General features: G+C 71.9%; 16 protein-coding genes and 1 tRNA gene. 15 read left to right on the top strand and 2 right to left on the bottom strand.

What is annotated here, in order from left to right; all coding sequences use genetic code 11:
- The first annotated feature begins 267 nt into the window (after positions 1-267).
- Together ACZ4M3_RS13820 and ACZ4M3_RS13815 are read left to right on the top strand one after the other, a co-directional pair.
- Positions 268-1,692 (top strand): NAD-dependent malic enzyme, encoded by a 1,425-nt coding sequence (locus ACZ4M3_RS13820; protein ID WP_467732144.1) that lies wholly within the window; start codon positions 268-270, stop codon positions 1,690-1,692.
- 307 nt (positions 1,693-1,999) lie between these two features.
- The gene (locus tag ACZ4M3_RS13815) at positions 2,000-2,281 is read left to right on the top strand and encodes an HU family DNA-binding protein (RefSeq protein ID WP_007264399.1); all 282 of its coding nucleotides are present in this window, start codon (positions 2,000-2,002) and stop codon (positions 2,279-2,281) included.
- A gap of 149 nt (positions 2,282-2,430) precedes the next feature.
- Here the strand turns inward: ACZ4M3_RS13815 and murA are convergent, their stop codons facing one another.
- Positions 2,431-3,771 carry a UDP-N-acetylglucosamine 1-carboxyvinyltransferase gene (gene murA / locus ACZ4M3_RS13810; protein WP_190182663.1) on the bottom strand — a complete coding sequence of 447 codons (1,341 nt, stop codon included), beginning with the start codon at positions 3,769-3,771 and terminating at the stop codon, positions 2,431-2,433.
- 297 nt (positions 3,772-4,068) lie between these two features.
- Between murA and ACZ4M3_RS13805 the strand changes: the two genes are divergently transcribed.
- From ACZ4M3_RS13805 to ACZ4M3_RS13750, 12 genes are all read left to right on the top strand, one after another.
- Positions 4,069-4,629 (top strand): YqgE/AlgH family protein, encoded by a 561-nt coding sequence (locus ACZ4M3_RS13805; protein ID WP_453357236.1) that lies wholly within the window; start codon positions 4,069-4,071, stop codon positions 4,627-4,629.
- A 29-nt stretch (positions 4,630-4,658) separates the two neighbouring features.
- Positions 4,659-4,946, top strand: coding sequence for a DUF3039 domain-containing protein (locus tag ACZ4M3_RS13800; protein ID WP_215061305.1), 288 nt, complete (start codon positions 4,659-4,661; stop codon positions 4,944-4,946).
- A 211-nt stretch (positions 4,947-5,157) separates the two neighbouring features.
- On the top strand, positions 5,158-6,783 hold the full coding sequence (locus tag ACZ4M3_RS13795; protein WP_467732141.1) for a beta-N-acetylhexosaminidase: 1,626 nt from the start codon (positions 5,158-5,160) through the stop codon (positions 6,781-6,783).
- 307 nt (positions 6,784-7,090) lie between these two features.
- Entirely contained in the window at positions 7,091-8,029 is a 939-nt protein-coding gene (locus tag ACZ4M3_RS13790; protein ID WP_467732139.1) for an FAD binding domain-containing protein, read from the top strand.
- A complete protein-coding gene (locus ACZ4M3_RS13785; protein WP_467732137.1) occupies positions 8,026-9,885 on the top strand; it encodes a (2Fe-2S)-binding protein in 1,860 nt (619 codons plus the stop codon). Before ACZ4M3_RS13790 ends, ACZ4M3_RS13785 begins: the two co-directional genes overlap by 4 nt.
- Positions 9,886-9,914: 29 nt before the next feature.
- Complete coding sequence (locus ACZ4M3_RS13780) at positions 9,915-12,218, top strand: xanthine dehydrogenase family protein molybdopterin-binding subunit (protein ID WP_467732261.1); 2,304 nt, start codon at positions 9,915-9,917, stop codon at positions 12,216-12,218.
- Positions 12,219-12,314: 96 nt separating this feature from the next.
- The gene (locus ACZ4M3_RS13775) at positions 12,315-12,848 is read left to right on the top strand and encodes a DUF2563 family protein (RefSeq protein ID WP_467732135.1); all 534 of its coding nucleotides are present in this window, start codon (positions 12,315-12,317) and stop codon (positions 12,846-12,848) included.
- A complete protein-coding gene (locus ACZ4M3_RS13770) occupies positions 12,848-14,269 on the top strand; it encodes a WXG100 family type VII secretion target (RefSeq protein ID WP_467732133.1) in 1,422 nt (473 codons plus the stop codon). Before ACZ4M3_RS13775 ends, ACZ4M3_RS13770 begins: the two co-directional genes overlap by 1 nt.
- 21 nt (positions 14,270-14,290) lie before the next feature.
- A complete protein-coding gene (gene mycP / locus ACZ4M3_RS13765; RefSeq protein WP_467732131.1) occupies positions 14,291-15,454 on the top strand; it encodes a type VII secretion-associated serine protease mycosin in 1,164 nt (387 codons plus the stop codon).
- A gap of 37 nt (positions 15,455-15,491) precedes the next feature.
- Positions 15,492-15,929: a hypothetical protein gene (locus ACZ4M3_RS13760; RefSeq protein ID WP_467732129.1), complete on the top strand. Its 438-nt coding sequence runs from the start codon at positions 15,492-15,494 to the stop codon at positions 15,927-15,929.
- A gap of 33 nt (positions 15,930-15,962) precedes the next feature.
- On the top strand, positions 15,963-18,323 hold the full coding sequence (locus ACZ4M3_RS13755) for a hypothetical protein (protein WP_467732127.1): 2,361 nt from the start codon (positions 15,963-15,965) through the stop codon (positions 18,321-18,323).
- A 116-nt stretch (positions 18,324-18,439) separates the two neighbouring features.
- A complete protein-coding gene (locus tag ACZ4M3_RS13750) occupies positions 18,440-19,027 on the top strand; it encodes a hypothetical protein (RefSeq protein WP_467732125.1) in 588 nt (195 codons plus the stop codon).
- Positions 19,028-19,116: 89 nt separating this feature from the next.
- On the opposite strand, the gene ACZ4M3_RS13745 is transcribed toward ACZ4M3_RS13750, so the two are convergent.
- Positions 19,117-19,188, bottom strand: a tRNA-Cys gene (locus ACZ4M3_RS13745).
- A 179-nt stretch (positions 19,189-19,367) separates the two neighbouring features.
- Between ACZ4M3_RS13745 and ACZ4M3_RS13740 the strand changes: the two genes are divergently transcribed.
- A complete protein-coding gene (locus ACZ4M3_RS13740; RefSeq protein ID WP_467732123.1) occupies positions 19,368-20,849 on the top strand; it encodes an MFS transporter in 1,482 nt (493 codons plus the stop codon).
- The last annotated feature ends 111 nt before the right edge of the window (positions 20,850-20,960 follow it).

The following is a 20,960-nucleotide window of genomic DNA, read 5'->3' as shown; positions in this document are numbered from 1 at the left end:
CGGAGGGGCAGACCTGTTTTTCGTGGCCTGCCGGGCGCGCGGCGGCCCATCGGCCGCGCGGTGGCCGGAAACGGCCCTTGCCGGGGTTTCCGCCCGCCGGGAAATCTCGTATGGTGGAAGAGTTCTTCCGAAATTTGTAGCTGGTTACCTTTTACCGGCTGGTAGGTGGGACGATCGGACAACAGGGCCTGCCGCACCTGCCACCGCCGGTGGCGCCGCGCGGGGCCCTGTGTACAGAAAAACCAGGGACAGAAGAGGAACACGGCCATGGCAACGGCGCCCAGCGTCTCGTACTCGATGACGGTCCGCCTGGAAGTGCCCGCGAGCGGAACCGCGGTCTCCCAGCTCACCACCGCCGTGGAGTCGTCCGGAGGATCCGTCACCGGTCTCGACGTCACCGCGTCCGGCCACGAGAAGCTCCGTATCGACGTCACCATCGCCGCGACCTCCACCGCGCACGCGGACGAGATCGTCGAGAAGCTGCGCGGCATCGAGGGCGTCAGCCTGGGCAAGGTCTCCGACCGCACCTTCCTGATGCACCTCGGCGGCAAGATCGAGATGTCGTCCAAGCACCCCATCCGCAACCGCGACGACCTCTCGATGATCTACACCCCGGGTGTCGCCCGCGTCTGCACGGCCATCGCCGAGAACCCCGAGGACGCGCGCCGCCTGACCATCAAGCGCAACTCCGTCGCAGTCGTGACGGACGGCTCCGCCGTGCTGGGGCTGGGCAACATCGGCCCGATGGCCGCGCTGCCCGTCATGGAGGGCAAGGCGGCCCTCTTCAAGCGCTTCGCCGGGATCGACGCCTGGCCGATCTGCCTCGACACGCAGGACGCCGACGAGATCGTCGCCGTCGTCAAGGCCATCGCCCCCGGCTTCGCCGGCATCAACCTGGAGGACATCTCCGCGCCGCGCTGCTTCGAGATCGAGGCCCGGCTGCGCGAGGCCCTCGACATCCCCGTCTTCCACGACGACCAGCACGGCACCGCCATCGTCGTACTCGCCGCCCTGACCAACGCACTTCGCGTCGTGGGCAAGGCAGTTGGCGACATCAAGGTGGTCATGTCCGGGGCCGGTGCGGCCGGCACCGCCATCCTGAAGCTGCTCCTCGCGGCCGGGGTGAAGAACGCCGTCAGCGCCGACATCAACGGCGTCGTGCATGCGGGCCGCCCCGACCTGGTCGACGCGGCCCCCGACTCCCCGCTGCGCTGGATCGCCGACAACACCAATCCCGAGGGCTACACGGGCACCCTCAAGGAGGCCGTGGTCGGCGCCGACGTGTTCATCGGCGTCTCGGCCCCGAACGTGCTCAGCGGCGAGGACGTGGCCGCCATGGCGCAGGGTGCGATCGTGTTCGCGCTCGCGAACCCGGACCCCGAGGTGGACCCGGCCGTGGCCCGCCAGACCGCCGCCGTCGTGGCCACCGGCCGCTCCGACTTCCCCAACCAGATCAACAACGTGCTGGTCTTCCCGGGCGTCTTCCGCGGCCTGCTGGACGCCCAGTCCCGCACCGTCGACACCGGGATGATGCTGGCGGCCGCCACCGCGCTGGCCGACGTCGTGGGCGAGGACGAGCTCAACGCGAACTACATCATCCCGTCGGTGTTCAACGACAAGGTCGCGGGCGCGGTCGCCGGCGCCGTCCGCAAGGCCGCCTCGGCCGCTGTGACGGCACCCACCTCTGCCTGATACCGGCGCGTCGCGGGATGCGGGCCCGGCCGGCCGCCTCTAGGGTTGCGGGGATGCCCGCGGGGCCCGCGGTCCGCATCCACCGGAACGACAGGTGCGGACGGAGCGTCACCGCGGCGTGACTGTGGCGCTTTTCGTGTGACCCTGGCGGGTGCCGGATTGGCTTTCCCGCCGCTGGTGGGGGCAGGATGCGTAACCGGGCGAGAGGGTCTGACGTTCAGACCCGGGTCCGGGGACTGTCCGAGGGCCCTGGCAGCATCGGCTTCGATCTCACGCCTCTAAGGCAAGTTGAACACGGGAGTACAACATGAACCGCAGTGAGCTGGTGGCCGCTCTGTCCGAGCGCGCCGAGGTGACCCGCAAGGACGCCGACGCCGTTCTGGCCGCGCTCGCCGAGACCGTCGGCGAGATCGTCGCCAAGGGCGACGAGAAGGTCACCATCCCCGGCTTCCTGACCTTCGAGCGCACCCACCGTGCCGCTCGCACCGCGCGCAACCCGCAGACCGGCGACCCCATCCAGATCCCGGCCGGCTACAGCGTGAAGGTCTCCGCGGGCTCCAAGCTCAAGGAAGCCGCCAAGGGCAAGTAGTACCGCCCTTGTGCCGAGGGCCGCACAGGCCCTCGGGACGGCAGTGGTACGTAGAACGGCCGAGGGCGGCCACCCCGCACGGGGTGGCCGCCCTCAGGCCTTCCCGGAGCCCCTGAGGGCCCCGGGAACGGTGGGTACCGACGGGGGGTCTAAACGAGGTCGCCGTTCGGGAGTTCGACCTTGGCGCCCAGCTCCACGAGCTTCTCCATGAAGTTCTCGTAGCCGCGGTTGATCAGGTCGATGCCGTGCACCCGCGAGGTGCCCTCGGCCGCCAGCGCCGCGATCAGGTACGAGAACCCGCCGCGCAGGTCGGGGATGACCAGATCGGCGCCCTGGAGCTTGGTGGGACCGGAGACCACCGCCGAATGCAGGAAGTTGCGCTGCCCGAAGCGGCACGCCGAGCCGCCCAGGCACTCCCGGTACAGCTGGATGTGCGCACCCATCTGGTTGAGCGCGGAGGTGAAACCGAGCCGCGACTCGTACACCGTCTCGTGCACGATGGACAGGCCGGAGGCCTGGGTCAGCGCGACGACCAGCGGCTGCTGCCAGTCGGTCTGGAAGCCGGGGTGCACGTCCGTCTCCAGCGCGATGGCCTTGAGCGGGCCGCCCGGGTGCCAGAAGCGGATGCCCTCGTCGTCGATCTCGAACGCGCCGCCGACCCGCCGGAAGGTGTTCAGGAAGGTCATCATCGAGCGCTGCTGCGCGCCGCGGACGTAGATGTTGCCGCCGGTGGCCAGCGCCGCGGAAGCCCAGGAGGCGGCCTCCAGGCGGTCCGGGAGCGCCTTGTGGTTGTAGCCGGTGAGCTCGTCCACACCGGTGATCCGGATGGTCCGGTCGGTGTCGAGGGAGATGATCGCGCCCATCTTCTGCAGGACGCAGATGAGGTCTTCGATCTCCGGCTCGACGGCGGCGTTGCTCAGCTCGGTCACGCCCTCGGCCAGAACGGCCGTCAGGAGCACCTGTTCGGTCGAACCGACCGAGGGGTACGGCAGCCGGATCTTGCAGCCGCGCAGCCGCTGCGGCGCCTCCAGGTACTGGCCGCCCTCGCGCTTCTCGATGGTCGCGCCGAACTGGCGGAGCACGTCGAAGTGGAAGTCGATGGGACGGCCGCCGATGTCGCACCCGCCGAGGCCGGGGATGAAGGCGTGGCCGAGGCGGTGCAGCAGCGGGCCGCAGAACAGGATCGGGATCCGGGAGGAACCCGCGTGCGCGTCGATGTCCGCGACGTTGGCGGCCTCGACGTACGTGGGGTCGAGGATCAGCTCGCCCGGCTCCTCGCCGGGGCGCACGGTGACACCGTGCAGCTGGAGCAGGCCGCGGACGACCCGGACGTCACGGATGTCGGGCACGTTGCGCAGCCGGCTGGGGGCGCTGCCGAGCAGAGCGGCCACCATGGCCTTCGGCACGAGGTTCTTCGCGCCGCGGACACGGATCTCGCCCTCGAGCGGGGTACCGCCGTGGACAAGCAGGACATCGTCAGTGCCGGTCATGGATCTCGCGTTCCGAAGAGGTACTCCCCGGCGAACAGGGGAGTGTGGGCAGGGGCCAGTGAAAAGGGTAAGGGGCACCACCCCCTTGTTTGTATGGCTGACGCGGCCGTAGGACTGTCATCAATTAGGCATAGCACCCGCATGGCACCCACCGTGCGCACAGCGTTGCGGAGTGTCGCCTTCCGGGTCGTTCGGGGGCCGCCTCCGGGGTCCGCGGGGCGCGCGCCCGTGATCCGCCCGCGACCGGATGCGGTCCTCGGCTCCCCCTCGGGGGCCGATATGCGGGATCATGTCCGCATGACCGAGGTGTCCTCCCTCACAGGGCGGCTGCTCGTGGCCACCCCCGCCCTCGCGGACCCGAACTTCGACCGCGCGGTGGTGCTGCTGCTCGACCACGACGAGCAGGGCTCGCTCGGCGTCGTCCTCAACCGGCCCACCCCGGTGGGCGTCGTCGACATCCTGCTGCCCTGGGCGCCGCTGGCCGGCGACCCCGGGGTGGTGTTCCAGGGCGGCCCGGTGGGGCTGGACTCGGCCCTGGGGATCGCGGTGATCCCCGGCGAGGAGGGGCCGCTGGGATGGCGCCGGGTGCACGGGGCGATCGGCCTCGTCGACCTGGAGACGCCGCCGGAGCTGCTGGCGGCCGCCCTGGGCTCGCTGCGGATCTTCGCCGGCTACTCCGGATGGGGCCCCGGCCAGCTGGAGGACGAGCTCGGCGAAGGCGCCTGGTACGTGGTGGACTCCGAGCCCGGTGACGTGTCCTTCCCGGACCCCGAACGGCTCTGGCGGGCGGTGCTGCGCCGCCAGCGCAGCGACCTCGCCATGGTCGCCACCTATCCGGACGACCCGTCGCTCAACTGACCCGCGCGCGGGTCGGTACCCTGGATTTCATGAGCACTCTTGAGCCCGAGCGCGGGACTGGTACGGGGACCCTCGTAGAGCCGACGCCGCAGGTGTCCCACGGCGACGGCGACCACGAGCGCTTCGCCCACTACGTCCAGAAGGACAAGATCATGGCGAGCGCGCTCGACGGGACCCCCGTCGTCGCGCTGTGCGGCAAGGTCTGGGTCCCGGGACGCGACCCGAAGAAGTACCCGGTCTGCCCCATGTGCAAGGAGATCTACGAATCCATGGGCGCGGGCGGCGACAAGGACAAGGGCGGCGGCAAGGACAAGTAGCCCCGCCGCGCCGTCGGGGAGCGCCGCACACCGTGCGGGGCGGCTTCCGGACGCGTCCGGCCACGGGTCCGGCCACGGATCCGGCCACGGGCCCCCGGAAGCGCCCCGGCGCCTTCCGGGGGCCCGTCGCGTACCAGTAGGGTCGGCCCGACGGGCGCTCTGCGCAGCGGGTGTGGCGCGGGGCGCGACGCGCTGTCGCGAAGGGCCGAGCATGGACCTGATCCCCCTGCCCCGCCGGGCCGAACTGCGTGCGGAGGGGCCGCGGCTGGCGCTGGGGCCCGCGACGGCGCTGGCCGCCGGGCCCGGGGCCGAGGGGGTGGCGGGCTGGTTGCGGCGGGAGCTGGGGGCCGCCACCGGATTCGCCTTCCCGGACCCGGCGCCGGGCGCGCGCGGCGCCGTACGGCTGGCGCTGGACCTGGACCTGGCCGCCGAGGAGTACCGGCTCACGGTCGGCGCGGACGGGGTGGACCTGTCGGGAGGCTCGGCGGCCGGCGCGTTCTGGGGCGCCCAGACGCTGCGTCAGCTCCTCGGCCCCGACGCCTACCGGCGGGCGCCGCTGCCGGGGCGGGTGTGGGAACTCCCGTACGGGGTGGTGGAGGACGGCCCCCGGTTCGGCTGGCGCGGGATGATGCTCGACGTCGCCCGGCACTTCATGCCCAAGGACGGCGTGCTGCGCTACATCGACCTGCTCGCGGCGCACAAGCTGAACGTGCTGCACCTGCACCTGACCGACGATCAGGGCTGGCGGGTGGAGATCAAGCGCTACCCGCGGCTCACGGAGGTCGGCGGGTGGCGGCCGCGCAGCCGGTGGGGCCACCGCGCCTCGCCGCTGTGGAACGAGACGCCGCACGGCGGCCACTACACCCAGGACGACATCCGCGAGATCGTCGCGTACGCGGCGCAGCGGCACGTGCGGGTGGTCCCCGAGATCGACGTGCCGGGGCATTCGCAGGCGGCGATCGCCGCCTACCCGGAGCTGGGGAACACCGACGTCGTGGACACGGCCGCGCTGGCCGTGTGGGACGACTGGGGCATCAGCGAGAACGTCCTGGCGCCCTCCGACGGCGTACTGCGCTTCTACGAAGGGGTTTTCGAGGAGCTGCTGGAACTGTTCCCGGCGGAGGTCTCACCCTTCGTGCACGTGGGCGGCGACGAGTGCCCGAAGGCGCAGTGGCGGGCCTCCCCGGCGGCGCAGCGGCGGATCCGGGAGCTGGGGGTGGACGGCGAGGACGGCCTCCAGTCCTGGTTCGTCCGGCACTTCGACCGCTGGCTCACCGAGCGCGGGCGGCGCCTGATCGGGTGGGACGAGATCCTGGAGGGCGGCCTCGCGCCCGGCGCGGCCGTGTCCTCCTGGCGCGGTTACGCGGGTGGTGTGGCCGCGGCCGAGGTGGGCCACGACGTGGTGATGTGCCCCGAGCAGCAGGTGTACTTGGACCACCGCCAGGCGGCCGGCTCCGACGAGCCGATGCCGATCGGATACGTACGCACTCTGGCCGACGTGTACCGCTTTGAGCCGGTTCCGCCGAAACTGTCACCGGAGGCGGCGGCGCACGTGCTGGGCGCCCAGGCCAACGTGTGGACCGAGGTGATGGAGAGCCAGAGCCGCGTCGACTACCAGGTGTTCCCCCGGTTGGCGGCCTTCGCCGAGGTGGTGTGGTCACGGCTGCCGGAACCGGCGGAACGGGACCCGGCGGCCTTCGAGGCGCGGATGGCCGGGCACTACGCGCGGCTGGACGCGCTCGGGGTCGACTACCGCGCGCCCGGCGGTCCGTTGCCCCGGCAGCGGCGCCCGGGCGTGCCGGGGCGGCCGATCGGGGGAGAGCCCCCGATCGTGTGACCCGGGCAACCGGTCGCCGGCGGGGCGCCGGGCCGGGTGGTTCGCCGCGATTCGCAATCGTTGCGCCTGGTTCGCAAATGATGCGGAGTTTGTCGGATTTCTTGCCCGATTCGACCGAAACCCGGTAAAAGCCGGGGACTTGACCGGGCCGGGCGGGCGCGGGGCGCGCGCGGGGGGTACGAGGGCGACCTGCGCGCCGGGAGACCCGGAAGATGTGCCAGAGTTGCCACGTCCCGGCGGTGAGCACGTACCGTACGGCGGACAGGCGTGAGCGCCGGGACCGGGACATCGGGAAGGGGCAGCTGGGTTGACCACGCACGCACCGCATGCACTGCACACACCGCATTCACCTCAGGGGCTCCAGGGTTCCCGGACGGTGCAGTCCGTCACGCTGCCCGCCTCGCTCGACGAGGCCGTCGCGGCACTCACCGCCATGCCCGCCGCCGTGCCCGTGGCCGGCGGCACCGACCTGATGGCCGCCGTCAACGCCGGGCTGCTGCGCCCCGCCGCGCTCGTCGGCCTCGGCCGGATCAACGAGATCCGCGGCTGGCAGTACCAGGACGGCCACGCGCTGCTCGGCGCGGGGCTCACCCACGCGCGGATGGGGCGGCCGGATTTCGCCGCACTGATCCCGGCCCTCGCGGCCGCCGCCCGGGCCGCCGGACCGCCGCAGATCCGCAACGCGGGCACCCTCGGCGGGAACATCGCGTCGGCCGCACCGACCGGTGACGCGCTGCCGGTGCTGGCGGCGCTGGAGGCGGTCCTGGTCATCGTCGGGCCTGGCGGACTCGGCGACTCGGGCGTGGCCCGGCGGGAGATCCCGGTCTCCCACCTGCTGGCCGGGCGCGAGATGCTGCGGCCGGGCGAGCTGATCGGCTTCGTGCGGGTGCCGCTGCTGCACGCGCCGCAGGTGTTCTTGAAGGCGACGGGGCGTACGGGGCCGGGGCGCGCGGTGGCGTCCGTAGGGCTCGTACTGGACCCCGCGCGCCGGGGCGTGCGCTGCGCGATCGGCGCGGTCGCGCCGATGCCGCTGCGGCCGCTGGAGGCCGAGCAGTGGGTGGCCTCGCTGATCGACTGGGACGGCGAACGCGGCCTGGCCCCCGAGGCGCTGGAGGCGTTCGGCGAGTACGTCGCGGCCGCCTGCGTGCCCGACCAGGGGGAACCGGTGGCCGCCGGCGTACTGCAGCTGCGGCGGACGGTGGCCGTACTGGCACGGAGGGCCCTGGGGAGGGCGCTGAGCTCATGAGTGAGAACGAGAACGTGACCGGAACGAACAGGGGCGCCGGCGCCGCGGGTACCGCCGCGGGCGCGGACGCCGCGGGTCACGCCGGCGCCGCCTGGGGCTGGGAGCCGGTGCCGCAGGGCGGCGAGTACGACTCCGAGGCCACGGCCTTCGTGAAACTGCCGCAGGACATGCTGGACGCCCTCGACGGCGGAGAGCCGCTGGCGGCGCCCGGGCACGGGTACGTGCCGCCGCCGATGATCGTGCCGCTGGGCTCGGCCAGTACGGATCCCACGGCCACCGGCACGTGGGCGATGCCCACGCCGTGGCCCGAGGCGGGTGGCGGCGACAGCGGCGCCGCCACCGGCACCGGACCGGCGCGCGGGCCCATCCCGGCGTCGATCCCGCTCCCGGCGTCGGTGGCGGCGGCGTTCGCCGAAGCCGCGCCCGCGGAGCCGGTGCCCGGGCAGGACGCCGGGCACGAGCCGGACCCGGGGGCCACCGCCGAGTGGCGCTTCCCGGAGGCGGGCCGGGCCGAGGAGTCCCAGGCCACCGGGCAGTGGGCGTTCGGGGCGGGCGACGCGCACGGCCACGGGTCCGGCCATGCGGGCGGCCATGCGGGCGGCCACGCGGCCGCCGACTGGAGCCAGGCACCGGCGACCCTGCCGGGCGGCGCCGCGGCGCCCTGGGCGACGCAGGCGTACGGCACCTCCATGAGCTCGGGCGTACTGCCGGGCGCGGAGGACCCGGGCGCGGCCGCCGGGGGCGCGGGGCGCGGTCCCCGGGTGCTGGGCGGGCCCGGTGTGGGCACGCCGCTGCCGGCTCCGGCGGCGGCGCCGACGGCCGAGCCGGAGGCCGAGCCCGCGGTGTACGCCGCGCCGGACATCGAGGCGGCCCACGGGGCGGCGCGGATGCCGGTCGAGGAGGAACGGCCGCGTCCGCTGGGCGCGGAGCCGGGGTTCGGGGACGGGCACGGGTTCGCCGAGGGGCCCGGGTTCGGGTTCACCGGGGTCGTCGCGCAGGCGGAGCAGGGGCAGGAGCCAGGTCTGGAGCCGGGCCAGGAGCCGGGTCTGGAGCCGGGCCAGGACGCGGCTGTGGAGCCGGCGCCGGGGCCCGAGCCGGAGCCGGGGCACGGGTTCGGCGGGCTCGCGCAGGAGTCCGTCGGCGGAGCCCCCGAGTCGTTCGCGCCGGGTGCGGGAAGCGCCGACAGCGGCGACGCACTCCCGGGTGCGGACACCACCGCAGGTTTCCCGGCCGGGGATGCGACGTACGAGGAAACCCTCGTCGACGCCCCCGCCGTCCATCACGAGCACCCGCTCGCCTCGTACGTCCTGCGCGTCAACGGGGCCGACCGGCCCGTCACCGGTGCGTGGATCGGCGAATCCCTCCTCTACGTGCTGCGCGAACGCCTCGGGCTGGCCGGTGCCAAGGACGGCTGCTCGCAGGGCGAGTGCGGGGCCTGCGCGGTGCAGGTCGACGGACGCCTCGTCGCGTCCTGCCTGGTCCCGGCCGCGACGGCCGCGTCCAGCGAGGTCCGTACGGTCGAAGGACTCGCGACGGACGGGGAACTCTCGGACGTGCAGCAGGCGTTGTGCAGGTCGGGCGCGGTGCAGTGCGGGTTCTGCGTGCCCGGCATGGCCATGACCATCCACGACCTGCTGGAAGGCAACCACGCCCCCAGCGAGCTGGAGACCCGCCAGGCGCTCTGCGGCAACCTCTGCCGCTGCTCCGGCTACAAGGGCGTCATCGAAGCGGTCCGCGAGGTCGTGACCGAGCGCGCGGCGGCCACCGCCGACGACACCGCGGCCGCCGAGCCGCGCATCCCGCACCAGGCCGCGCCGGGCGAGGGCGGCATCCACCACAACGGAGGCATGGCGTGAGCGGGCACGACGCGGCCACGACCACCCTGATGACGACCACGACGCTGCCGGCCGGCGGCGGGGAGGGGGAGACGCCGGAAGTCCTGCGCGGAATCGGGGTCTCCGTCCCCTCCGCGCACGCCCGCGCCAAGACCGAGGGCACCTTCCCCTACGCCGCCGACCTGTGGGCCGAGGGCCTGCTCTGGGCCGCCGTGCTCCGCTCCCCGCACGCCCACGCCCGCATCCTCTCCATCGACACCTCGGCCGCCGCCGCGATGCCCGGCGTACGCGCCGTCGTCACGCACGCCGACGTGCCCGGCGCCACCACCCACGGCCGGCGGATCGCCGACCGGCCCGTCTTCGCCCACGACGTGGTCCGCCACCACGGCGAGCCCATCGCCGCCGTCGCCGCGGACCACCCCGACACGGCCCGCCTCGCCGCCGCCGCCATCGCGGTCGAGTACGAGCTGCTGGACGCGGTGACCGACCCCGAGCAGTCGTTCGGCGCGCCCGCCCTGCACCCCGACGGCAACCTGATCCGGCACATCCCGCTGCGCTACGGCGACCCGGAGGCGACCGGCGAGGTGATCGTCGAGGGCCTGTACCGGATCGGCCGCCAGGACCCCGCGCCCATCGGCGCCGAGGCGGGGCTGGCCGTGCCGCGGCCCGACGGGGGCGTGGAGATCTACACCGCCTCCACCGACCCGCACACCGACCGCGACCTGGCCGCAGCCTGCTTCGGGCTGGAGCCGGACCGGGTACGGGTCGTCGTCACCGGCGTCCCGGGCGCGACCGCCGACCGCGAGGACCCCGCCTTCCAGCTCCCGCTCGGGCTCCTCGCCCTGCGCACGGGCTGCCCGGTAAAGCTGGCCGCCACCCGCGAGGAGTCCTTCCTCGGCCACGCCCACCGCCACCCGACGCTGCTGCGCTACCGCCACCACGCGGACGCGGAGGGCCGGCTGGTCAAGGTGGAGGCCCAGATCCTGATGGACGCGGGCGCCTACGCCGACGCCTCCGCGGAGTCCCTCGCGGCGGCGGTCGCCTTCGCGTGCGGCCCGTACGTCGTGCCGCACGCCTTCGTCGAGGGCTGGGCGGTGCGCACCAACAACCCGCCGTCCGGGCACGTGCGGGGCGAGGGCGCGATGCAGGTGTGCGCCGCGTACGAGGGCCAGATGGACAAGCTGGCGGCCGCACTCGGCATCGACGGCGCGGAACTGCGGATGCGCAACGTACTGGCGACGGGCGACCTGCTGCCGACGGGCCAGACGGTGACCTGCCCGGCGCCGGTCGCGGAACTCCTGCGTTCGGTACGGGACTTCCCGCTGCCCGCGCTCCCCAAGGACACCCCCGAGGAGGAGTGGCTGCTGCCGGGCGGCCCGGAGGGCGCGGGCGAGCCGGGCGCGGTGCGGCGCGGGGTCGGGTACGGCGTGGGCATGGTGCACATGCTCGGCGCGGAGGGGGCCGACGAGGTCTCCACCGCGACGGTCAAGGTCGTCGACGGCGTGGCGACGGTGATCTGCGCGGCCGTCGACACCGGCCAGGGCTTCTCGACGCTCGCCCGCCAGATCGTCCAGGAAGTGCTGGGCGTGGACGAGGTGGTCACCGCCCCGGTCGACACCGACCAGCCGTCGGCCGGGCCGGCGGCGCACGGCCGCCACACGTGGGTGTCCGGGGGCGCGGTCGAGCGGGCCGCGAAGATGGTCCGTACGCAGCTCCTCCAGCCGATGGCCCACAAGCTCGGCATGTCGACCGAGCTGCTGCAGATCCAGGACGGCCGGATCACGTCGTACGACGGCGCGTTCTCCACCACGGTCGCGGAGGCGATGGCGGGCAAGGAACTCTGGGCCACCGCCCAGTGCCGCCCCCACCCGACCGAACCCCTGGACGAGCACGGCCAGGGCGACGCCTTCGTCGGCCTCGCGTTCTGCGCGGTGCGGGCGGTGGTGGACGTGGACGTGGAACTCGGCGCGGTGCGGGTCGTCGAACTGGCCGTCGCGCAGGACGTGGGCCGGATCCTCAACCCCGGCCAGCTGGAGGCCCGGATCGAAGCGGGTGTCACGCAGGGCGTGGGCGCGGCGCTGACCGAAAACCTCCGCTCGGTGGCGGGGGTGATCCGCCACCCCGACCTGACGGGCTACGCCCTGCCGACGTCGCTGGACGCCCCGGCGGTGCGGATCGTCAAGCTGGTCGAGGAGCGGGACGTGGTGGCCCCGTTCGGCGCGAAGGCGGCGAGCGCGGTCCCGGTGGTGACGACCCCGGCGGCCATCGCCTCGGCGGTGCGCTCGGCGACGGGCCGCCCGGTGAACAGGATCCCGATCCGGCCATCGGCGGCGGTGGCGGCGCCGAACTCGTGAGGCGCTGACGGGGATTGGGTTCCCGGGGTGTCGGTGCCGGTCGCTAGAGTGATCGGCGAACGGCGACGGGGATGACGGGGAGTCGGGGAGGGCACCGTGGCAGAGGAGACGAGCGCGAGCGGGCTGGCGGGCATCATCGGCGCGAGCAGCGGCGTCGCGGACGCGATCATGCGCCAGGCGAAGGCGCTGGAGGTCGAGTACGAGACGCTGAGCGGCTTCAAGAAGCTGGTCGACGCCCAGCTCAAGAAACTCGGCGGCTCCCCGGCGGACGCGGACAAGCTGGAACACGGCACGCTCCCGTCGGGAACGCTGGGCACGGGCTTCGCGGAGGCGGAGGCGCTGTTCAAGGCGTACGGGACGGTGCACACGCAGCTGCTGACCCTGTCGAAGGGCCTGGCGGACCAGATCGAGGGCCTCGGCATCGCGATCAGTACGGGCGGCAAGGGGTTCGCGGACGTGGACGAGGAGACGCGTCAGCGGATGCTGGCGATCGCCGACCGGGCGAAGGAACACTACGTCCGCGACCGCGATCCCTCGGCCGGGCACGACCAGCCGCAGCAGCCGCAGCAGCAGCCGCAGGGCGGCCAGACACCCACGCCGGCGCCGAGCAAGACTGAGGTCGATTACTGATGGTGACTAGCTTCGACGGCTACAGCCACGAACAGTTGATGGCGATGATCGCCTCGATCAAGCCGGAGATCGTCCGGGCGCGGGCGACGCAGCTTGAGGAAGCCGCCGCTGCCATCAAGGAAATCGGCGAGGACCTCAAACACCACAAGGTGTCGGGCTGGGAAGGCGAGGCCGCGACGTCCTTCCAGAGCTGGGTGAACTCGGCGGGCAATGCGACGCTGCGTCTGGCGGACTACAGCAAGGACGCCTCGAAGTGGATGACGATCGCGGCGCAGCACATGTTCGAGGCTCAGAGCACGCCGGGCGTTGACGCGTCGGCGAAGGAGAATCTGGCGGCCGCGCGCAAGTTCCACAACGACCCGGACTCGGCGAAGATCGGCTCACTGGCGGCGCAGAAGCTGGAGGCGGACCGGCTGCAGGCGGTGCAGCAGCTGAAGAAGCTGGCGGAGTCGTACGACGAGTCGTCGCGGAACATGAACGCGGCGCAGATCCCGACGTTCCCGCCGCCGCCGGCGAAATTTGTGCCAGGCGGCGACTATGCACTCACATCCTCAGAGGTTGCGCGTCCTAGCGGAGGGGCCAGCGGTAGCTCTGGTTCGGGGGGCGGTTCCGGCTACACGCCGCCGGCGCCCGAAAGGAGCGCTGCCGTAAGTGGGACTGATCGCCAAGCACACACTGGTACGGCGCTGTCTCCGGCCACGGCCCCCGCGCCGGCAAGCGTTCCCATGACCCCCGAGCGCGACATCAACGTGGATCTCAATACAGTCGGGACTCTGCCGGATAGAACTTTGCCCCCGACAACCAGTACGCCGAGTGCCGCGCATCTCGGCCCGACGGGTGGGGGGCCTACCCCCGTTCAGGTGGTTCCTCCGCTCATGCTCCCCCCAACTGCCGGGTCCGTTAAGACGGGCGCCGGCGGCACATTCCCCCGGCCCACCCCTCCTGGCAAGATCGGCGGCGTCACCGGGCTGCCCCCGCGCGAGACCGGCATTGTGGGCGGACGCCCGGTGGCTCCTCGCGGGCCCAATGCGGGCATCCCGCGCGGTACGGTCATCGGCGCGGAAGGTTCCCCGACGGGGCGCGGGTTGATGGGCGGTGGCATGGGGAGTGGCCTGGGTGGTGGTTCCCATGCCGGTCCTGGCTCGGCTGCGAGCCGTCGACTGGCCGTGGAGCCGGGCGGTGTGGTCGGTGGCCGGCAGGCTGGAGCCGGCGGCCAGTCGGCGACAGGCGGTCGGCCGTTCACCCAGGGCGGTTCTGGCCTCGTACGCAACGGGACGTCTGCCGGTCCGGTCGGAGGCGCGGGGTCCCACGCCCCAGGTAAGCGGCGCGATGGCCGTGGGGGCGAACGCCCTGACTACCTGGCCGAGGACGAAGAGACCTGGCAGGCGGATCGTCCTGTTGTGCCGCCAGTGATCGACTGAGCAGAACGGACGTTGCACGGGATGCGCATGTGGAAGGCGACCTCAGCCCTGGTGGGTCTATTGCTGGCCTGGGTCGCCGCGACCCCGGCCCAGGGGGAGACCGTTAGGTCTACACAGTGGCATCTCGATGCCATGAAGGCCGATGACATCTGGAAGATCAGCACAGGAAAGAATGTCACCGTTGCGGTAATCGACACCGGCGTAAAGCGCATCCCTGAACTCGAAGATCAGGTTCTGCCAGGCAGAAACTTCGCTTCCGCCAGCTACGAGGGTGACGAACGTACTGACCACAGCCACCACGGCACGGCTATTGCAGCGGTCATCGCAGGCAACGGCAAGGGTCCCGGCGGCGCTGACAGTGCGTTTGGCCTAGCACCCGGTGCGAAAATCCTTCCACTGCGGGTCGATTTCGGGGGTGACGGTACTGCCCCCTTCCGTTCGATGATTCAGGCCATCCGCTTTGCCGCCGATTCGGACGCCAAGGTTCTGAACATTTCTATGGGTGGAATCAACCAAAGCGACGACTTGGACAGTGCCGTCAAGTATGCGCTGGATAAAGGAAAGCTGATTTTCGCCAGCGTTGGCAACGACGGCAACGAGAGCGTCATCTGGCCAGCTGCGACGCCCGGAGTGGTGGGTGTTGCAGCGCTCGATACCAAGGGTGAGGCAACGAAGGAGTCCCAACACAACCGCTACGTGGACATGTCAGCCCCCGGGATAGATATCGTTTCGGGCTGCGACAGCGGAACGGGACTCTGCAACAGCAGCGGCACCAGTGATGCCACCGCCCTCGCGTCCGCCTCCGCCGCGCTGCTCTGGTCCGTCCACCCCGACTGGACCAACAACCAGATCCTCCGCGTCCTCCTGAACACCGCCGGGAAGCCTAAGGACGGCGCGCAGCGCAACGACTACGTCGGCTACGGCGTCGTCCGCCCCCGCATCGCGGTGCCCACCCCCGGCGACCCCGGCCCCGCCGACGTCTACCCGCTCCCCGACCTCGCGGCAGCCGCATCGCCCGCCCCCGCCCCCGGCGCCAAAGCCAGCCCCGCGCCCAAACCCGAGGCCAAGAAGAGCGGCAGCGACAACGGCAGCGCCCTGCCCTGGATCGCCCTCGGACTCGGCGCCTGCCTGATCATCGGCGGCGCCGTCACCGCGGTCGTCATCCAGCAGCGCTCACGACGCTGAGGTCCAGACGCCCCGACCCACGTAAGGAGAGCACCGCATGTCCTTCGACGAAGAGTGGGCCACCGCGCGCGCCACGGCCGCGGCCAACGTGTCCATGCGGCTCAACCACGTACCCACCGAACCCGGCAGCGGCTCCGGCTCCGGCGCCGGCGCCGGAGACCTGGAACTCAACCAGGACCACATCGGCGCCATCGGCACCGAAGCCTTCACCCTCCACGAGCGGCTCTCCACCGACGGCAAGCACGCCGACGCCTCCACCGCCGCAGCCGCCGGTGCGCTGTCCAAGGAGGGGTTCGCCACCGGGGCGGCCCTGCTCACGGCCGGCCACCGCTGGGAGAGCCAGGTCAAGACCCTCGTCGCGGCCTGCGCGACCATCTCCAACGGCCTCAACTACTCCCTCTCCTCGCACAACAAGGAGGAGAAGCAGCTCTACGCCGAGTTCACCAGCGCGAAGATCGACCAGTACCTCAACTAGACCGTCCCGCATCTTGGAAGGCGACGCAGACACGTGTTGGCGTACGAGAACGTCCTGAACGCCCCCGTCGACCAGCTCGCGACCGCGATCGCCGACTGGGCGGCCATGGTGACCAAGCTGGAGGAGCTCGCCGAGGCGGCCCGCAACGGCATGAAGGCGAAGGCCGACAAAGCCGAATGGCGCGGGGTCACCGCGAGCGTGGGACGGACGTTCGTCGACAAGACGGCCAAGGAGTTCGAGGAAGCCGCCAAGGAGGCCAAGGGCATCCACCAGGCCCTCAGTGAAGGCCACGCCACCTTCAAGTCCTCCCGCGAACAGCTGAAGAAGATCGCCGACGAAGAGGCACCCGCCGCCGGCTTCCAGGTGGACGGCAACGGCAAGGTGACACCGGTCCCGCTGACCGACGCCGAACGGGCCGCGGCCCGCCACGACCCCGACTACCAGCAGTCGATCCGCGACAACCTGCCCCTGTGGCAGGGGAAGATCGACGGGATCATCGACACCTGCGACGACGCCGACCGGTCACTGGCCCGCCTGCTCAACGCGAACGCCGCCGAGGACCACAACTTCAGCGGCCCGAAGTACGCCACCCTCACCGCCGAACAGGCCGGTCACGCCATCGACCTGGCGCGCAAGGGCCGGGACCTCAGCCACGCCGGGCTGGTGGAGCTGAACGAGCTGCTCGCGGACAACGCGAAGAACGCCGGGTTCTCCACCGCCTTCTACGGGGCGCTCGGCCCCAAGGGCGCGCTGGAGTTCTACGGGCAGCTGTCCACCGACACCTTCGACTACGCGAAGCAGGACCCGCAGCGGCTCAAGGACGTGCAGCAGCTCCAGCAGAACCTGGGCCTGAACCTCGCGACGGCCACCCGGTCCACGTCCGAGCCGCACCTGCCCGACAGCTTCGCGCTGGAGTTGCGCAAGCTCGGCACCGAGCGGATCCCGCTGGCGAAGTACGACCCGAACCCGCCCTTCGGCTACCAGCTGCTCGGCGGCATCATGCGGTACGGGAACTACGACCCCAAGTTCCTGGTGCCGATCGCCGAACACGCGACGCAGATCCACGCCAAGGACCCCGACTTCTTCAACCAGTCGCGGCAGCTCAACGGCTACGGCAAGAACCTGCTCAACCCCTCCGGCAGCAACGGCGCCGGCTACGACCCGGTGGTCAGCTTCCTGGAGGCGCTGGGCCACAGCCCGGACGCCGCGGCCCAGTTCTTCGACCCGGAGCGCGAACCGCACGCCTTCAACAAGGACGGCACGGAGAAGCCGGGCCACCCGGACCTGGGCACGGGCGCGGACAAGAAGCCGATCAAGAGCTACCTCGACTTCTTCGGTCACGCGAAGTACGACCCCACGATCGACATGGAGGGGTTCAACCCCGACGACCTCCCCAAGATCCAGAAGTACATGCCGGACGCCCTGGGCCACGCCCTCGAAGCCGCCACCCTCGGCCACGCCTGGGACGACCCCGCCCCCCACCTGGTCCGCACCGAGGCCGGTGCGCGCGTCATGGACGCGGTCGTGGCGAAGTACGGCGGTGACGCGGGGTTGCTCAAGAGCCACGAGCCGCTCGCGGACAGCCTGGGCAACATGACCGCCGGATACATCGACGACGTCAACCACGCCTTGGACGATGAGGACGGCATGAGGGCGCATGACGGCAAGAGCGTCTTCGCGCCCGGGCCCAACGACAAGCAAGCGCACGCCACCTTCGACAGGGAGGCAGCACGGAACCTGCTGAGCGCGTTGGGTCAGCATCCGGACGCCTACGGGACCGTGTCGGCGGCCGAGCGCGTCTATTCGGCGAGTGTGCTGGAGAGCCAAGCTGTACACGACGGGGAAGTCGACGAGGGCCGGGCGATGTCGACGATTCGCACGAACGCTCAGGTCCACGGCATGCTCGACGAATCCCGTGCGCAGCAGGTAACGGCTGAGCACGGGAAGAGGCATGAAGACTACGAGAAGGCGCACGAGAAGAGTTCGGCATGGATCGAATTCGGCACCACCGGTGCCTTGGCGGCCGGCGTGGCCTTCCTGCCTGCGACGGCGGTCGCCGCGGGCGCGGCAGCCGTAGTGGTTCCCTTGGCGGTGGACCTCGGTAGCGGAGCGGTGGAGCAGGCCGCCTCCCAGGTGATCGGGGACTGGTCCGACGATGTCGTGGAGAAGGACAAGGACAAGCAGGAGGCGGCGGCGCACGACGCCAACCAGAAAACGTACAAGGCGGGTGAGCGTAGTGCGGAAGCACCGATGAAGGAGTTCCTGCACCGTCACAACATCGAACGGAACAGCACTCTGGGCAATCACTTGATCGAGTCACAAGGAAACGGCTACCAGGAGGGTGTCGGCCTTGCCGCCCAGCAGGGGCACGCGCCCGAAACGGGCGCGAAGTGATCCGGCTGCCTCGCGCACGTGGGTATGTTTCCGGCCTCATCAGCTTGGTGTCCTTGGGCGCCCTGATATCGGCGTGCAGCGGTACAGATGAAGAGGAACCCCGGCCGCCGCGGATCATGCCCGCGACCCAGGTGTGCGGGGGAACGCTGTTTGACGCCGAGGCGGGAAAGGCGCTGGAGCGACTCCTTCAGACGTCGGAGTTCACGGTCGAGGACGAGCGATTCAACCGGAGCGCCGAAAACATCGGTGAAGTGATGCAAGACGCCTACCGGTCCGGCAAGGAGCTAATGGACCTGAGCGGGACGCAGTGCCGCGTCAAGGGAGTGGTGCGGCCGGCGGGGGACGGCAAACTTCATTCCCCCGAAGCCGCGGCACTCTTCGTAGGCCACCGCCAGCCCCCCGGCGGCGAAACCGACGTCACCGCCACTGCTCCCCGCGTTTTGAGCCACTCCGGGGGCCTGTCCGTCAAGTTCCTCTGCATCAGTTCCACCGTGGGTTCCACCACGCAGGCCCCGCTGAGGATCAGTGCGGATTTCGCGGATCTCCTGAACACACGGCCGGGTGACGCGGCGAGCAAGCGCACCGATTACCTCACGCTCGCACACTCCGCCGCGCGGTCCGTTGCGAAGGTGCTGGCCTGCGAGAAGGATGGCGGTCTTCCGGAGCGGCCCGGTGAGCTGGAGAAGTTCGCCGGCCCCTCCTGAGCAGCCTTCGGCTCTTGAGCAGTGACCCTCCGGAACGCCCGAAGACCGCCCAGGGGAGCTGTGGAGCTTCCCCTGAGCGGCCTTCTCGGAAGCCGTGACCGGAATCGAACCGGCGTAACTCGCTTTGCAGGCGAGTCCCTCAACCACTCGGGCACACGGCTGGGTGGTGGTGCTGAGACGACCGTACGAGGGGTCGGCGGGGTGGGGAAGGGGACGGGGCGCGGTGCAATGTGAATGCCATGCGGCGTTCACAACGGGGCCGGGCGTAGGTCCCGGGGCGGAGGGCGGATCCGTCGAAATGACAGGGGCGGGATGCAGGTACGGGCCTTACTCTGGGGCGATGAGCGACCTGAGACCCCGTGCCCCGCAGCTGGCCGACGCGTCCGTACCGCCGCCGTCGCAGGGCGGGGTCCTCGCGCCGCCGTACCGGACGCTGAGCATCGGGATGGTCTCCGTCATCTTCCTGATCGCCTTCGAGGCCACCGCCGTCGGCACCGCGATGCCCGTCGCCGCCCGCGAGTTGGACGGGATCGGGCTCTACGCCTTCGCCTTCTCCGCCTACTTCACCACCAGCCTCTTCGGCATGGTGCTCGCCGGCCAGTGGGCCGACCTGCACGGCCCGCTGCGGCCGCTCGCCGTCGGGATCGGGGCCTTCGCCGCCGGGCTGGTGGTGTCGGGGACCGCCGGAGTGATGTGGGTGTTCCTGCTCGGGCGGGCGGTGCAGGGGTTCGGGGGCGGGCTGGTGATCGTCGCCCTGTACGTGGTGGTCAGCCGGGCCTACGAGGAGCGGCTGCGGCCCGCCATCATGGCGGCCTTCGCCGCGAGCTGGGTGGTGCCGTCCATCGTGGGGCCGCTGGCCGCCGGGACGGTGACCGAACGGCTCGGGTGGCGCTGGGTGTTCCTCGCGATACCCGCGCTGGTCGTCGTACCGCTGGTGGTGGCCCTGCCGGCGATACGCCGGACTGCGGGCGGCCCCGTACGGACGGCGGACGGCCCCGCGCCGTTCGACCGGCGCCGGATCCGGCTCGCGCTCGGCATCTCGGCGGGCGCGGGGCTGCTCCAGTACGCGGCCCAGGACCTGCGGTGGCTGTCGCTGCTGCCGGGCGCGGCGGGCGCGGCGCTGCTGGTGCCGGCGGTGCTGGGGCTGCTGCCGCGCGGGACGTACCGGGCGCGGCGCGGGCTGCCGTCGGTGGTGCTGCTGCGCGGGGTGGCGGCGGGGGCGTTCATCGCGGCGGAGAGCTTCGTACCGCTGATGCTGGTCACCCAGCGGGGGCTGAGCCCGACCATGGCGGGGTTCTCGCTGGCGCTCGGCGGGCTGACCTGGGCGCTCGGGTCGTGGGTGCAGTCCAAGGGGCGGATGGAGCCGTACCGGGAACGGCTGATGGTGGCCGGGATGGTGATGGTGGCGCTGGCCATCGCGACGGCGCCGGCCGTACTGGTGCCGTGGGTGCCGGTGTGGACGCCGGCGCTGGCCTGGGGCGTGGGGTGTCTCGGCATGGGCCTCGTGATCGGGTCCACGGGCGTGCTGTTGATGAAGCTGTCCCCGCCGCAGGAGGCCGGGGCCAACTCCGCCGCGCTGCAGATCTCGGACGCGCTGGCGAACGTGGTGCTGCTGGCGGCGGGCGGGGCGGCGTTCGCCGCGCTGGGCGGCGGAGCGGTCGGGGCCGGGGCCGGCCCCGCGCAGGGGGCGACGGCCTCGCACCCCGCGGCCTTCGTGGCCGTCTTCCTGCCGATGGCCGCGGTGGCCCTGGTGGGCGCCTGGGTCGCGACCCGGCTGGACCCGGTCCCGGACCGGGACCCGGCCGCCGCCCCGGCCGCCTGACGCCCCCGTCGCCGCCGGACGCGTGTGACGCTCGCCGCACCCGCCGAGGTCGTGGGCCTGTCCCTCCGCGGGGGGTGCGTGCGCACCGGTAGGGTGGCCCGGTTGTCCTAC

Source organism: Streptomyces sp. NPDC026522, assembly GCF_055567555.1.
Note: the sequence above shows the minus strand (reverse complement) of the source record. Positions and strands in the feature narration are given on the sequence as shown.

What these genes read in the sequence shown, in the direction of transcription:
- ACZ4M3_RS13820 (WP_467732144.1), top strand. Translation starts at nt 268, where the DNA reads ATGGCAACGGCGCCCAGCGTCTCGTACTCGATGACGGTCCGCCTGGAA.
- ACZ4M3_RS13815 (WP_007264399.1), top strand. Translation starts at nt 2,000, where the DNA reads ATGAACCGCAGTGAGCTGGTGGCCGCTCTGTCCGAGCGCGCCGAGGTG.
- murA (WP_190182663.1), bottom strand. Translation starts at nt 3,771, where the DNA reads ATGACCGGCACTGACGATGTCCTGCTTGTCCACGGCGGTACCCCGCTC.
- ACZ4M3_RS13805 (WP_453357236.1), top strand. Translation starts at nt 4,069, where the DNA reads ATGACCGAGGTGTCCTCCCTCACAGGGCGGCTGCTCGTGGCCACCCCC.
- ACZ4M3_RS13800 (WP_215061305.1), top strand. Translation starts at nt 4,659, where the DNA reads ATGAGCACTCTTGAGCCCGAGCGCGGGACTGGTACGGGGACCCTCGTA.
- ACZ4M3_RS13795 (WP_467732141.1), top strand. Translation starts at nt 5,158, where the DNA reads ATGGACCTGATCCCCCTGCCCCGCCGGGCCGAACTGCGTGCGGAGGGG.
- ACZ4M3_RS13785 (WP_467732137.1), top strand. Translation starts at nt 8,026, where the DNA reads ATGAGTGAGAACGAGAACGTGACCGGAACGAACAGGGGCGCCGGCGCC.
- ACZ4M3_RS13780 (WP_467732261.1), top strand. Translation starts at nt 9,915, where the DNA reads ATGACGACCACGACGCTGCCGGCCGGCGGCGGGGAGGGGGAGACGCCG.
- ACZ4M3_RS13770 (WP_467732133.1), top strand. Translation starts at nt 12,848, where the DNA reads ATGGTGACTAGCTTCGACGGCTACAGCCACGAACAGTTGATGGCGATG.
- mycP (WP_467732131.1), top strand. Translation starts at nt 14,291, where the DNA reads ATGCGCATGTGGAAGGCGACCTCAGCCCTGGTGGGTCTATTGCTGGCC.
- ACZ4M3_RS13760 (WP_467732129.1), top strand. Translation starts at nt 15,492, where the DNA reads ATGTCCTTCGACGAAGAGTGGGCCACCGCGCGCGCCACGGCCGCGGCC.
- ACZ4M3_RS13750 (WP_467732125.1), top strand. Translation starts at nt 18,440, where the DNA reads ATGCCCGCGACCCAGGTGTGCGGGGGAACGCTGTTTGACGCCGAGGCG.
- ACZ4M3_RS13740 (WP_467732123.1), top strand. Translation starts at nt 19,368, where the DNA reads ATGAGCGACCTGAGACCCCGTGCCCCGCAGCTGGCCGACGCGTCCGTA.